This is a genomic window from Ruegeria sp. BI7 (genome assembly GCF_056537925.1).
This window is the reverse complement of sequence record NZ_JBQFSK010000006.1, coordinates 139,211-152,406: the sequence shown is the minus strand read 5'-3', so window position 1 is coordinate 152,406 and position 13,196 is coordinate 139,211. Positions and strand designations below refer to the sequence as shown.

Here is a 13,196-nt window from a genome sequence, read left to right as displayed (position 1 = left end):
AAGTCTCACCGTGGCAAAACCAAATTTCATTGGAATTGATGGTGCGTCAGTTTTCCAGACTTTCAAACCAATCAAGCGCTATGGAGCTCCATCCTTTTGGGTAACCGTGCCCTCCATCGTGCAGAATGATTTCGAGACTACCGTATTCACAGTTCCAGCGTTTGCGCCACAGACCCTCGGTCATTTCGTGATGTGCAGCATTGGGTGGGCATTTGTTTTCTTGCCGCCACATCGACAGGCCTTGCCAGATATCTGCTTGCGTGATGGTAACGTCAAACTCCTCGCTGTGTATTGCGCGACCTTCAAGCGGAACAACTTTGTCGGCAAACCCGTGGGTATGAAGCAAGTGTACCGGCTTTAGACAATCTTCGGTCGCCGGGAGCCAGAAACCACCGGACGCCGGCGCGTAACCAAGAGCCAAATCCGGTGCATGACAAGCAACTTCCCAGGCCATTGACCCGCCTCTGGAAAACCCTGTCAGCAACACCCGGCCCACATTCACGTTTGCATGAAGGGCAGCGTCAGCCAAAACTTCGCGGAGAAACCTTGCGTCAGAGCGGGGGTAGGTGTTCCAACCGTCTCGAACAGACCAGTCGGTGGGTTTACCATCCAACCAAGGGAGCGCGGTCGGCGCGATAAATGCGTATCCTCGCTTGGTAAATTCTTCAACAAACGCCGTGTTCCCTACAATTTTCTCACCTGTACCCCCATAACCGTGCAGGTGCATCACAGCAGGTCCACCCTGCCAATCGTCCGGAAGGACGATATGATATTCTCCAGTTTCAATTTTGCACGACTTTGTTTTGTCACCACAATCAAGGGCGATTGCCTGCCCTGAACTCACGAGTAAAACAAAAACGGCCATTACTTTGTTGTGCATAATGTCCCCCTCGGGGATTCATGTTAGCACACTTCAACACAGAATTTCCCGAGAGAGCTTACTCGGGCAGCCCCACCGCGCGAAGCCCATCCAGGATTGCGTCCCACCGTGTGGGATCCTGAAAATGGAAACTGCGCACGCCGCTAATCCGGAAGTCCGGATCTGATGCCAAAAGGGCCTCCCGCGCCCTTACTCCTTGATCAGGTAAACCAGCCTGACCAGCCGCGCTGGCAAGATATAATTGTGCGACCGGCAGCCCCGGCGAATTTTGTAGCGCTCGGTTGGCGTTGGCGATGGCATTCTCGAAGTCGCCCATAACCAGATAAGTCTGGGCCAACGCTTGTGGGACACGGTGATATATCCGGTTCTTGGCAAGAGAAAACGAGCCCTTTTTGATGGACTTCAGCGCTAACTCTGGTTGGCCCATCAGGTTCTGGATCCAGCCCAGTACCATATGCCCCTGGGCAAACTGCGGACTGATTTCGAACCCGCGTTCAACACACCGCACCGCCGCATCCAAATCGCCGGTAATACCGTAGTGAAAAATTCCCCGGATCAGGTGCACGTAATCGCTTTGGTCATTCAACGAAACCGCCTTGCTCAGCCCTGCGTCGGCGGCTTCGATATCCTCCGGGCGTATCGGACGGTAACCCCATACCAATTCGCCAATCAACGTGTTCGCCTTCATCCCAACGGCCATGAAATTGCGTGGCTGGACCGTCAGGATCCTGTCCAACAGACGACCTGCCGCCTCCCATTCTTCGGGCTGCGATCCCATCATGTAGTGCCCCGCAAGATTCAGCATTGCCTCGGGGTCGTTTGTCTCTGTTTCCGCTGCGCGCTCAGCAATTCGTTGCAGAATTCCGTATCGTATCGTTGTCGCGATTTCCCCTGACAACAGATCTTCTGCCACGAAAGGGTTGGAAATGTCACCGTTCATCCGCTGGGTCAGATAGGTTGCTGACGTGCTCGTTTCGCGCAGCTTGAGGGTGGCGCGGACCTGATTGCCGGACGCCTGAAACACCGCCGTCGCTATATGATCCGGGTCCGCATCGAGAGCGATCAGATCCACCCCCGTAAGATTGGCAAGCGCCGCCTCTACCGTGTGATTGCAGGCCTCTGCCAGCATCTTGGCATCGTCATTATTGCCCAGAGCTTCGAATGCGGCGATGGCTATCGTTGGTTTCCTGGATGTACCACCGATGGGTGGTGTGCTGACACTGTTCTGCGCACCATCTTGGTCGGGGGGCCAGACAAAGGCGCGGATCGGACGCGAGATGTTTTTCAGTGTCAATTCACCGACATCCCCAAACAGCTCGTCCATTACGCCAACGATCTGGTCACGGACGGCAGCGGAGATGCAGATCCCGCCCGTCGGGGCAGCGCCTTCTAAGCGAGCCGCAAGATTCACACCATCGCCATAGATATCACCGTCATCAACAACCACATCGCCTATGTGAAGGCCCATGCGGTAACTGATCTGCCGATCCTGAGGCACGGATTCTTCCTCTGCGCGAACCGCTTCTTGCGCCGCTATTGCAAACCGTACCGCTTCCACTACGCTTGAAAACTCGGCCAGAAATCCGTCGCCCGTTGACTTGATGATCTTACCACCTGCCTGCGCAACACCGGGATCAAACACGGACACGCGCAGTTCTTTCTGACGCGCCAGCGTGGCTTCCTCGGCGGCTTCCACAAGCCGCGAAAAGCCTACAATGTCGGCAGCCAAGATCGAAGTGAGTTTGCGTTTCACCGTTGGGCTCGCGTATTCAAGGATATCCAACCGGTTTTGTCCGGTTCGGGCACAGCGACCCCATCCCCTCCGAACGATGTCGGAACCGTCTGCCATTTCGGCAGGCCATCGGCCATGTCGAAAACACGTTCGCCATAGAAGATGTGAAAGGTCGGCTCAAAGCGCAACCCGGATTCGACCAGCGACATAGCGTAGACCGCGACGATGTCCTTTCCGGGTTTGATATTCACCAATGCACCCCCGCATTTACCGCAGGAAACACGATGGCTTTCATCATTCTTGTCCGATTGAACCGTCGGTCCTGACAGCAAGACATTGTCTGCCGACCAGAGACACCATGCATTGACCGGCGCCGAATGCCATTTTCTACAAGAGTGGCAATGACAATAAGCCATGACCATCGGCTTACCGGCCGTAGAAACACTACATGCGCCGCAATAGCAACTTCCTTGGTAGGTTTCAGAATCATCACTCATTTTCCATCTACCCCCAATCGAACAATGGCTGTTAACGCAAGTTTTCCGCCACGCCTTCTTCTCCAATGCACTGCCAGTTATACATTCCAATTGCCGGGTCCCAAAGTGGCTTATTTACCTCTGAAACTGCGCTATCGAAGGTGCCGGAGGTGCTTCCAACTTCGCGCACCTTATCGCGTTGCGGATGCCTAAAGATGCAACGCAATCGCGAGATCGTGGAGCAAAACTTACAAAATCCTAAGACCCGGCTCGCCATTTCAGGCGCTCGCCACGCCAATGCATTCAAAAGACTGCGTTGGTCAGAAGGTCAAAGGATAACGGCATCCAAGGACTTTGGATGTTCCGTTATTGCCTCCCAACCATCTTCGGTGATTATGAAACTGTCGCCGACCTGCGCACGAAATGTATCGACTGACACTGAACCATCAACAGCGAAAACCATCCCTGGCTGCAATACTGTCGTATCACCGGTGACCAATTGTGGCTTCTCCAAAAAGCTATAACCGGTCGCGCGGCCACACCGGAACGGGTATTCAAACCCCGCCCCCTGTATAACCTCGGCATAGGCGGCATGCACACTTTCGGCGGTCACACCTGGGCGCAGCTCTGCCAGTGCGGCGGCCTGACTTGCTACAGCAACCTCATAGATATGCTCTTGTTGTTTATCCGCCATCTCACCGATCCAAAAGGTGCGGTCAAAGCCAAGTTTGAAGCGGTGAAAATTGGTCATACCGCAAAAGCACAAAAACACCGGTTCGCCCCGTTTCATAATCCGGGTTGAGGCGCGATGATGGGTTTTGGTGATGGTATCGCCCGACGCCATTATTTGCAGAAAATGAGTGTTGGGCGACATATCCGCGTCATCGTAATGCGCCACTAAAAGCTCCGCGGCCTTTCGTGTTCCGGCCCGGGACGTGGCAAGCGCAACTTCGAACTCCGGCACTCCGTCTGCAATGGCGTTGCGTCCGGCGTCCATCATAGCGCTTGCAACTTGCCCGGCATGCCGGGCCAATTGAAGTTCCTGGGCGGATTTTATCATTCGCATTTCAGCCAATATCGGTGTGGCGCTGACCAGATTTTCCCCCGGGACCAACGTATCCAGATATGTCCGCACAACAGGCGGTATATGATCAGGCTCAATCCCGACGCGCTTTGCAGTCTTGACTGCTTTGGGTAACTCCAGCCGCCACTCTTCACCCATACCGTCATTCCAGGCCGCGATACGATCAACGTGCGCCGCTGAAAGTGCCGTATTCAGGTCTATTGTCGGCGTGATCAGCAGGCTTTCGCCAGACCTGTGCACAACCAGAATGGTTGGGCGTCCGAACTCCATATGGAGGTAGTCATAATAGCCTGTCAGATAATAAACGTTGTCATCATCGGTTATGAGAGCAACGTCGATTCCGGCTTCTTGCAAATGAGTGCGAAAGCTTTTCATCCTCGAGGCAAACATCGTCAGTCTCCATCCTGAAGGTATCAGTTGAGCTTCTCAAATTGAGTTGCGTGATCGAGACCGTAGAACACGTTGTGTTCCACGGTCTATCAAAGCAAAATCAAGCACCTGTCTTGACGCTTCGCCTGCATTTTATCGGAATTACTTCTCTGATCACTGATTTTCCCGTTAAAGCCTATCATCAAGCTTCACGCATACGGTGATACGCCGCCGTAAGTAAAATAGCAGCGCTATCTGCGGCCTACCTCCAAAGCCATTTCCCTCAGGTGTCGCATATCCGTACCGCAGCAACCGCCAAACACCCTGATAGACGGGTTTTCCCGCAGGACATCCGCAATTTCTTGGCCGAGCTGCGCGGGATCTCCTTCATCCAAGGTATCGGCCTCATCCAGTTCTGCGTGCGAACAACTTGATGCATTGGCAACAACACCTTTGAGCCTTGGATGCGCGTTGAGCGCGTCGGCAAAGTGCGTCGGGTGTGCGCAGTTGACCATGTGGAACAGAGCTGCGCCGTCTGTTTCTGCTTCGATCTGGTCTATGGCATCAACAAGTTTTGTGCCGTCAGCCAAACAGCCATCGGTTTCGACGACCAATGACAAAATGATGGGTAAACCAATATCTCTTGCAGCCAGAACACAGCCAGCAGCCTCGCTTAGGCGGTTGAACGTGTACGCGGTCACCAGATCAACACTGGTTTCTTTCAGAACAGCGAGTTGCACACTGTGGTAACTGCGCGCCTGTTCAACTGTCATGGGTGGGATGTCAGCGTAAGGATCGTATCTTGGGCCAACGCAGGCGGAAACCAAAACGTCATCCCGGCCAGAAGCATTGCGCACCTCCTCCATCAGTGCGACACCATCCTTGTTTACCTCACGAAGACGTTCAGCATCGTAGCCCAAAGGTGCAGCACGGTCGGCATTGGCCATCCATGTCGGTGCGTCGAGAATGCACCCAACACCCATATCGCCGGCCAATTGCACGAGCGCTTGCATTTGTCCGGCCAGAACAGCCCGGGTGTCAGGCTTCTCCAGCAAGGGAAACGACGCAAAACCCGGAAGCTCGATACCGTGATTAAAAATCAGGTCCGTACCTGTACCTGCATAAACCAAAAATTTCTTGTCACCCTCGCCTAGAAGTCTCCGCGCCATTTTGCACCCCTCGAACACCGGCATTACTCCGCATCCACAATAACAATGATCAGATCTTCTGCAAAACTGAGGTGTTTACTTGTCCGTTCGGACGCTTTCTGCATTTGCGGTATCAGCTAGGCATATCTAGGCGCGAACCACCGGAGATTCTGAACAAGCGTGGCTGTACCGTTCTAACCTTGCTAGGTGGAGGGTTGCTTCCGTCATTTCGGCACACGTTTAGTTAGAAGGTTCCCGGAACTACGCGGTGAATTTCGAAGTGTAGCACACTCCGTCTTGACATGGCGATACGATCTGGTTCAGCTTCGGCTCATGACGTACACACGCATCCACTGCCATCGAATATCGGCCTGAGGTCGATAACCCACGCAAAATCCGTGGGAGGCAGCATTGGTATGCGGGCGAGGCTTATATCCTTGTAATTGCTCCAGATTAGAGTGCACGAGTCGGTTCGATTCCGACGCCTCCTACCATCCTCAGGAGGTGTCCGACATGGCGGACGAAGTTACGAACGCAATTGATTTCAACGACATCAAGCAATCGGTTGAGGAGAGCATCGGACGCACACCCGAAGGCTGGTCCGGCTTGGCCACGAAGCTCTTCAAAGAGGTTAAGGAATACTGCGATCTGAAGGGTGCCACCTACCCCTTTGTCCTCCAGATCAAGGAGAAGATGGGAGAACTCCGCATCTACCACAGGTGTGATGATCGACACATCCAGTCGATGATCACCGCCACGATTGCACGAGCAAATCGCACCTGTGAGCGCTGCTCAAACGCTGCCGAGACCCAGCTGTTGAACGGCTGGTACACGACCCTGTGTTGTTGGTGCGCGCATGATGTCGCGAGCAAGCGCCACCCTGAAAGGAAGAGGCTTTTTGGCGTTCGAAAAAAGCGTGTTCGAGATCGAATGACCTGCGGTGTCTGCGGATATTACGGCCAGATTGACCGAACGGATGACCGTAATCGGTGCACCGCGTGCGTGAAGAAGGACTGGTGATGACCGCCGAACAACAAGTGATCTTCAATAGGATTATGGAAGACTACGATGATGAGGACTACGCCCGGAAGCTCATGAATACGGGCTCGCTGGACACCGGTCATGTCCCGCCGATTGCCCTTTGTCAGATCTCGGGAGGGGTCTTCCATCTCAACAAGACCAAGTTCTGGAGAATGTGACTGATGGATGATGTCGAAAAGAGCTGGAAGGAATTCCGGGAAAAGGTCCGAGGTGTGATCGAGGACCATGGAGCGCCAGATGATCTCCACTCATTTGACGCCTGGTACGCCGAAGAGATGCGTTTGGTGATGGCGCACAACTACCCAGCTCCGCACGTCTCTGACGTCACATGGTCGACCGAGGGTCTGCATGTCGAGTGTGATGACCGCGAAGTGGTCGACCGTATGATGACTGCTATGGCGGAGGTTTCACACGATCTCAAAGAGGCGCGCGCTCGGAGGTCAGTGATGAGCAGTGTTGTCGACTGGAACGATATTCATGGAAGCGTCTTAAAGCAGCTTGGTGAGCATCGTGCCGGGTGGACTAAGCAGCTTACGCTTGCACTTGAAAAAGTGAAGAGGTTGATCGACGAGCAGCCCGACCTGTTTGGTGATGAACGCCCGTCCATCGTTCAGATCAAACAGAAATGGGGAGGCTTGCGCGTCTATGAGAGCCCGGGCTGCAACCAGGCTACGAGTGAAGAGATTCAATGGCGTGTCGATCAGATTGAGCAAACCTGTGAAGGTTGTTCTAATTCTGCCCAACGCCAGAACATCCTTGGGTTTGTGACGACGCTTTGCAGCTGGTGCTACAATGATGCTCTGCGGCGGCGATTTGAGGGCGCCGAAGAATCCTGGCCCGACAGCCTGAGGCTGGACATTGTGGCAAACTATCCAGACCTCGTTTCTCCGGATTGCGCATCTCTTGCTCCTGCTGTCGGAAAGGGCTGGCTCGTCATGATTTCGCAAGCACTCCACAAGCTTTCCTTTAGTCAGGATTTCAGGGCACTGGACCCTGGAACTATTCAGATCTCGGATATTAAGAAAGGCCAGGATGGCCAGATTTCCATCGGTTTCAGTCGATACCACGATCTCATTCAGGAGTACGCTGACTGGATTGAACTTCGATGCGGTGTGACGTGTGAAGAGTGTGGCCACGTTGGTGACATCGTTCGGACAGCCGACAGGTCTCAAGTGCTCTGTTCTCACTGTTACTGTACTCGGGAGAAGTCTGATGGTTGATGACGACGACGTTGAGCTGGATGAACAAACCTTGCGTTTGCTTAGGCTTCGGGAGGCTGAAATTGCGGCCGGTCGAGCAAAACTAACCAAGCCGATTACCTCGGATGAGATCCGGTCGCGAAAGGTGCCTGATCCGAAGGGTAAGCCAGATGAGTGACGAGACTACGGAAGAGGAAATTCCAATTTTCGTAGTCTGCGAGACTTTGGTGAACGGCAAACTTCAAGAGATTGAAGGAAAAGAGATCACTGTAAAACCAAACAAGATCTTAGTCTTGACGATCAGTGTCGAGGATGTTGAGCGATGACAGATGATTTTTCAGAAGACGAGATCTTCGGGCGCCCGTTACAGGATGTTCCTCTGGATGACTTGATCGCAGAGTTGCAAGCTCGTCGCAAAGAGGGTCCGGAGGTCTGGCTTGCATTGCGCAAAATGATTTTCGAGCAAATCGCCGATTTTGCACAGCGTCCGGCCGATGCGCCCAAATGGCGGGATGAATGGGTCAAAGAGAACACCTGGGATCTAGTGACTGAGGACGATGATGTCGAGATCACTGATGGTAGCGGCAACGTGTTCGACGACCTCGGGATCGAAGACCCAAGGAAGAAGACTTAGTGATGGGGGCGGAGCATATCAGCTTGATCTTATCCGCCGTGATCATTGTCGCGTTGACGATCTACGTCAGACACATCGTCCACACTGCTGGAAAAGATCGCGAAGTCGATCCAGAGCGAGTTAAAAGGATAATGCGAGATCTGGACTACAGCCACCTGGACCGAGTGATGAACCGGCGAAGGAAGGGGCAGTGGGATGTTGAAGGTGGTTGTCTATGTTGGTGATCAAGAGGTCGCCCGAGCTGTGGCTGAGAACGATTCAGAACTCGCGGACGTGTCTGATTACAATATTCGAATGAACGAACGGGCCGCTGAACAGCTGGGCATTCAAGAAAAAGGTCTGTGCGGCCAGATTGAAGGCCACCCTCGAAGTCAGACGGTCTGGGCGCTCGTCCGCAAGATCGCAGACCTTTGGCTTGCGGGGACCGGCGCGGGCGAAGAAAGCGTTGAGGCAGAGCTGCTGCCGATGATCCGCAATTCTATCCGAGAACTAGATGAGAGGGTCGAAAAGGAATCGAACCAGAGCGAAGATTGGAATGCTGTGATCAAGCAGATTTCTGATGACGAGCCGTATTCCCTGGGCTTCTACGCTGACAAATTTGAGTCGTGGATAGCGGACGAGATTGAAGCTCTACGATGTGATGTGTTTGAGACAGCCACAGAGGAAGAACTAATGGCCGAGGTCGAACGCCGGCGAAGAGCTGGTCTACTGCCCAAGGAGGCCTCGAATGATGGCTTCTCAGATCTGGTTGATGATCTCTGGGGCAAACTCGATACAGACCCAGACCGCTAGTACAGCTTACCTGCCGCCATTACCCAATGTTTAATATAAGATGTCTTATATGGCGACTGCCGTTGTAGTAGTGCGCGCTTCTTCTAAGCGCCTCTCCTGCTAGGAGCCAAAGCGCCCCGGATATGCATTACCCCAACACTGCTCTGCGGAACCATGTACTTCCAGTCTCTGCGATGAGCATGGTTGACCGCAACCAGCCCGAAGCGGACATTCGTAACAAGATTTTGCAATTTCCGAGACTGGGTGTAGGTGCGTTTAAACTGCTACATGTATAAGATTGATTTTATAAATTAATATGCTGAAACTTCGCCCAAAAGTTTGCATGCTACAGAGAACCCATCGAACAAACAGGCTCTCAGGCTCTCAGGCTTCTATACGGTGCCCAATTGCAGTTTACTCCCAATCACCAGCAGACGAGCGCCACGTTTTAGCTTCGGCGTCCCAAACACTGGCCGTAACGCAAGGCGTTGGGTTTATTCCGTCGCAATTGGATCCATGAATACCTGCCACAACAACGCGTTGGCGCCCAAAATCAACGACTGTCCAGCCTTGATTGAGCAAGGAGTGCACCTCTTCACCAACCCAAAAATGCGACATGCATCCGCCAGTTCCGCAATAAAGAGATGCGGCGCTTGAACACGCGAAACCAGACTCATTCAGAACCCAGTCGCGTCGTAGATCTCCGTCGAGATCGACCCTCTCAACCGCACCCCAGTCTAAGTCAAACTGACCGTCGTTGAACTCCGCGCAGGCCTGTGCCGCCAGATCAACCTTCGCCTGCAAACCGGGCGGAAGTTGCGATACATCAGCCGCGACAGCTGGTGAGTTCCATACTAGACCAGAGACCAGCACAAACCTGGAAACTAAACCTTTCAATTGACGCACTATTTGGGAAGCTGTTTGGAAGGTGGCATCAATTGCACTGATCATATCTGTAGTCCCCGTATTCCAGCCAGTTTACCGAGCCTTCGCTAAAAATCAGAAACTCGGACCTGTCTTCCCCAAGCAGGGCGACGACAAATCCGGCGGGAGGCTCATAGTTTCCAAAGTAACTGTAGGCCGTCATGGCTCTGATCGACTCGCCGTTGACCGTTACTCGCGCGTCCCATTCTCCCTCCGGATTGTCCAAAATTACCGGTTCGATGACACGCTCTACCGCTCCGCCACCACAATAGACGATGCCTTCGGGCGCTTCGTAGGAGGCCCCCAGGTTAATATCTGACTCGCAGGCGGAACGAAGGGACCGAATTGCCGCGCTGGAACCTTTCAAGTCAAAGATTCCGTAGCTGATATTTTGATCAATCATAGACAGGTTAACCGATGCATTGGCTGCAAGTTGGTCCAGTACAAAACCATAGTCCTGCTGACTATTAAAACTGATCTCGACAGGATAATTGTCGACGATCTGCAAGGCAGCGTTTTCTGCGCCGACCTGAAATGCTCCAACTTCGGTGGTGCTATTCTTCAAAAACCGAATGGAAAGCCCTTGCTTCTCTACAATGTCCTGACTGTCCTCGTACCCAGCCGGGGCAAATCGGATACGGTTACACTGAAGTTCCAGCGTCATGTTTCCGGTCTGAATAAATGCATTGGGATTAGGCCTGGGACTGAACGACCACTCTGCTGATGCTGTGGTCGCCATAGCCATCAGTAACGTTCCAAGGGAAATCGGCTTGCAACTCATTTTCTCTCTCCATGGTGGTGCGGTTCGCATTCTCATTCAGCAAAGACTCCGGACCACCAGGTCAGGAAACAGGTTCGCCGTATTCGTTTGCGCCTTCTTCCGAAGGGCGCGTCAACCACCAGATCATCAGAATGGACAGAACCAATTGAAGAATTGAGACAACAACAATACCGGTCACGCCCAGGACTGCCGCGGGTCCTCGTAGTGCGTCAGGGTTCTCGGTCCCTTGCTCCAATACCGAGAAGAACGCCACCCCACCCAGCATAACAAAGAGCGTTGTAATGCTGAGCGCCATCGGCAGCAGCAAATACCAGCCAGGTCGTCCTGTATCATGCAGCCTCCGCCAACCGGCGGCCAGCATGGGTAAGAGAACCGCCAATTGGAAAACAGAGGACAGAACCCGAGATCCTTGCCCTGTTTCGGGGTTGGTCCCGAATATGATCGTATCCAGCACAGCTAAAGCAGCGCTCGCTAGAACCACGAACAAGAAGAACCACCAGTATTCTGAGCGTAAAGCCCGACCGGAGAACTGGAAGTATTTTGAGAAACACGTTTTTACTGCTTCGCCAAATCCCATATTTCACTCCTTTCTTACTTTCTGTGCGGTCTCAAACGCTTCGCCGTTAAGGAGAACCCACTCGCCCTAAGGATGCTCCCTTTTACCTTTTTTGAAAGCAAACGCTTATCATACGAGAGCGTAGAGAAATTTACGCGCGGAAAAAATGTTGATTTATGAAAAAATAGATTCAAACATGCGAATTCGACACAACTTTCATTTTACCTCCGTCGTTGTCGTTGCTGCTCGATGTGCCGAGCCCTTCCGACTGCTGGAGTGAGTGCTGGCGGTCGGAAGGCACTTTACAATGATTGAGCGCTGGGAGGACGCGATGCTCAGACTTAACGTACTCGCCCTCTTTTCAGAGTTTGCTCTAGCTCTTGCCAGCGACGTCATTCGGCCATCACGCGTTGTTGGCGGTCTTGGCAGTCAACGAAATATCGTTCCGCCGACCAAGCCCGCCGCAGCAAGTTTTGGGAAAGGTATTCACAGGATGGAAGCATGTTCTGTTGGGTACTCAGACGCGAGAGTTTCAAACAAGCGCATCCAGTTTCACTAATTTCAAGGGAACCAGAGGGAGAAGAAAATGTCTAACAAGATGGTGATGATTGCGGGCGCAACTTGTTTCACACTGCTTGCGGCCTGCGACGATACGAGTACATCAAGCGCGTCCGCCGAGCTCACGCCGGCTCAGCAGGCGTGTTTGCGAGATGTAGCCAATACGACAAACAATTCGCAAGTCGTGGTGCTCTCATCCGCGTTTAGCGAGGCGGGAACACAGGTCACAGTCGGCGTTGGCGAGGATCGTGCTCCTTGGAATTGCATTGCTTACAGTGATGGCGCGACAGCTGGTATCGAGTTCCTGGGCGACGAAGGCGCATTGTGACCTGTCTGCTGCGTAGCTGAAAACGGCTGCGCAGCACTGGCTTGATCTGCTGAGGCTCGACTTGGTTTGTAGAACCACCATCATCGTATTCGCGGTCCTGTACCTGTTGGCGTTGGTTGCATTCTTGACGGGCACATTTGGCTGGTTGGGACAGGAACGAGACCCTTTGTCCGGAGTATTCCTACTGCCGTTGGGACTACCTTGGATACTTGTAGCGGACTTAATTTCGGAGTCCGCCAAGCCGTGGTTTGCAGCGATTGCGCCGATGCTCAACATTTTGGCGCTGGTCTTCATTTGCAGATGGGCTCGCAGTTTACACCAGAAATGAAGGCGGAGCTCTGTCTCACCAAAAAGGAGGAAAACATGGGAAAAGTGATCTTGGGAATTGTGATCGGGCTCGTCCTCGGCGTGGTTGGGGCGATGACCTTGGGTGGCGGGGCTGCGATGGGCGTCGGCGTTGCGACAGGCTTGTCCGCCGGTGTCTGCACCACATTGAAAGGAGCACAAGCCGAGAACCTGATCACCGCCGAGCAAGCGGATCAGATCCTCAACCGCGTAAATTCCGAAATGGCGTCACTGCAAGGCATTGAAACGACGGGCGAGATCGTCGGCAGCGCACAGGCATGTGATGAATTTCTGTCAAAGTTACGAGAAGCGAAGTGAGGTTCCGTTTTGCACGGAACAAAACTGTAAGGACAAGCCAACAGGGGACCAT

At 53.2% G+C, this 13,196-nt stretch carries 17 protein-coding genes and 1 tRNA gene; 10 read left to right on the top strand and 8 right to left on the bottom strand.

The genetic code is table 11. The annotated features are described in order from the left end of the window. Positions 1–46 precede the first annotated feature (46 nt). The 5 genes from ACR0JB_RS15040 to ACR0JB_RS15020 all read right to left on the bottom strand — a co-directional run bounded on the left by ACR0JB_RS15040 (position 47) and on the right by ACR0JB_RS15020 (position 5,710). On the bottom strand, positions 47–880 hold the full coding sequence (locus ACR0JB_RS15040) for a CE1 family esterase (RefSeq protein WP_170399888.1): 834 nt from the start codon (positions 878–880) through the stop codon (positions 47–49). Between the two features lie 58 nt (positions 881–938). After that, positions 939–2,633 carry an adenylate/guanylate cyclase domain-containing protein gene (locus ACR0JB_RS15035; RefSeq protein WP_170399886.1) on the bottom strand — a complete coding sequence of 565 codons (1,695 nt, stop codon included), beginning with the start codon at positions 2,631–2,633 and terminating at the stop codon, positions 939–941. Then, a complete protein-coding gene (locus ACR0JB_RS15030; RefSeq protein WP_170399884.1) occupies positions 2,630–3,109 on the bottom strand; it encodes a GFA family protein in 480 nt (159 codons plus the stop codon). The genes ACR0JB_RS15035 and ACR0JB_RS15030 overlap by 4 nt, the downstream gene beginning before the upstream one ends. Positions 3,110–3,416: 307 nt before the next feature. After that, complete coding sequence (locus ACR0JB_RS15025; RefSeq protein ID WP_170507785.1) at positions 3,417–4,562, bottom strand: M24 family metallopeptidase; 1,146 nt, start codon at positions 4,560–4,562, stop codon at positions 3,417–3,419. A gap of 230 nt (positions 4,563–4,792) precedes the next feature. Next, positions 4,793–5,710: a homocysteine S-methyltransferase family protein gene (locus ACR0JB_RS15020; protein WP_254442433.1), complete on the bottom strand. Its 918-nt coding sequence runs from the start codon at positions 5,708–5,710 to the stop codon at positions 4,793–4,795. A gap of 379 nt (positions 5,711–6,089) precedes the next feature. On the opposite strand from ACR0JB_RS15020, the gene ACR0JB_RS15015 reads away from it, so the two are divergent. The 8 genes from ACR0JB_RS15015 (at position 6,090) to ACR0JB_RS14980 (ending at position 9,355) form a co-directional block, all read left to right on the top strand. Then, positions 6,090–6,183: transfer RNA gene (locus tag ACR0JB_RS15015), tRNA-OTHER, on the top strand. Between the two features lie 19 nt (positions 6,184–6,202). Further along, complete coding sequence (locus ACR0JB_RS15010) at positions 6,203–6,709, top strand: hypothetical protein (RefSeq protein ID WP_170399878.1); 507 nt, start codon at positions 6,203–6,205, stop codon at positions 6,707–6,709. Then, entirely contained in the window at positions 6,709–6,888 is a 180-nt protein-coding gene (locus tag ACR0JB_RS15005) for a hypothetical protein (protein ID WP_170399876.1), read from the top strand. The genes ACR0JB_RS15010 and ACR0JB_RS15005 overlap by 1 nt, the downstream gene beginning before the upstream one ends. Before the next feature lie 3 nt (positions 6,889–6,891). Further along, positions 6,892–7,950, top strand: a complete 1,059-nt coding sequence (locus ACR0JB_RS15000; protein ID WP_170399874.1) for a hypothetical protein — start codon at positions 6,892–6,894, stop codon at positions 7,948–7,950. After that, a complete protein-coding gene (locus ACR0JB_RS14995) occupies positions 7,943–8,107 on the top strand; it encodes a hypothetical protein (RefSeq protein WP_170399872.1) in 165 nt (54 codons plus the stop codon). The genes ACR0JB_RS15000 and ACR0JB_RS14995 overlap by 8 nt, the downstream gene beginning before the upstream one ends. After that, positions 8,100–8,255, top strand: coding sequence for a hypothetical protein (locus ACR0JB_RS14990; protein ID WP_480790030.1), 156 nt, complete (start codon positions 8,100–8,102; stop codon positions 8,253–8,255). The genes ACR0JB_RS14995 and ACR0JB_RS14990 overlap by 8 nt, the downstream gene beginning before the upstream one ends. After that, positions 8,252–8,563 (top strand): hypothetical protein, encoded by a 312-nt coding sequence (locus tag ACR0JB_RS14985; protein WP_170399866.1) that lies wholly within the window; start codon positions 8,252–8,254, stop codon positions 8,561–8,563. The genes ACR0JB_RS14990 and ACR0JB_RS14985 overlap by 4 nt, the downstream gene beginning before the upstream one ends. Positions 8,564–8,758: 195 nt before the next feature. Next, a complete protein-coding gene (locus ACR0JB_RS14980; RefSeq protein WP_170399864.1) occupies positions 8,759–9,355 on the top strand; it encodes a hypothetical protein in 597 nt (198 codons plus the stop codon). Between the two features lie 393 nt (positions 9,356–9,748). Here the strand turns inward: ACR0JB_RS14980 and ACR0JB_RS14975 are convergent, their stop codons facing one another. From ACR0JB_RS14975 to ACR0JB_RS14965, 3 genes are all read right to left on the bottom strand, one after another. After that, positions 9,749–10,285 carry a hypothetical protein gene (locus tag ACR0JB_RS14975; RefSeq protein WP_170399862.1) on the bottom strand — a complete coding sequence of 179 codons (537 nt, stop codon included), beginning with the start codon at positions 10,283–10,285 and terminating at the stop codon, positions 9,749–9,751. Then, on the bottom strand, positions 10,269–11,039 hold the full coding sequence (locus ACR0JB_RS14970) for a hypothetical protein (RefSeq protein WP_170399859.1): 771 nt from the start codon (positions 11,037–11,039) through the stop codon (positions 10,269–10,271). Before ACR0JB_RS14970 ends, ACR0JB_RS14975 begins: the two co-directional genes overlap by 17 nt. A gap of 61 nt (positions 11,040–11,100) precedes the next feature. Further along, positions 11,101–11,616, bottom strand: a complete 516-nt coding sequence (locus tag ACR0JB_RS14965; RefSeq protein WP_170399856.1) for a DUF805 domain-containing protein — start codon at positions 11,614–11,616, stop codon at positions 11,101–11,103. Positions 11,617–12,181: 565 nt separating this feature from the next. On the opposite strand from ACR0JB_RS14965, the gene ACR0JB_RS14960 reads away from it, so the two are divergent. Next, a complete protein-coding gene (locus tag ACR0JB_RS14960) occupies positions 12,182–12,481 on the top strand; it encodes a hypothetical protein (RefSeq protein WP_117870867.1) in 300 nt (99 codons plus the stop codon). A 243-nt stretch (positions 12,482–12,724) separates the two neighbouring features. Beyond that, positions 12,725–13,144, top strand: a complete 420-nt coding sequence (locus ACR0JB_RS14955; RefSeq protein ID WP_480790029.1) for a hypothetical protein — start codon at positions 12,725–12,727, stop codon at positions 13,142–13,144. Positions 13,145–13,196: the final 52 nt, after the last annotated feature.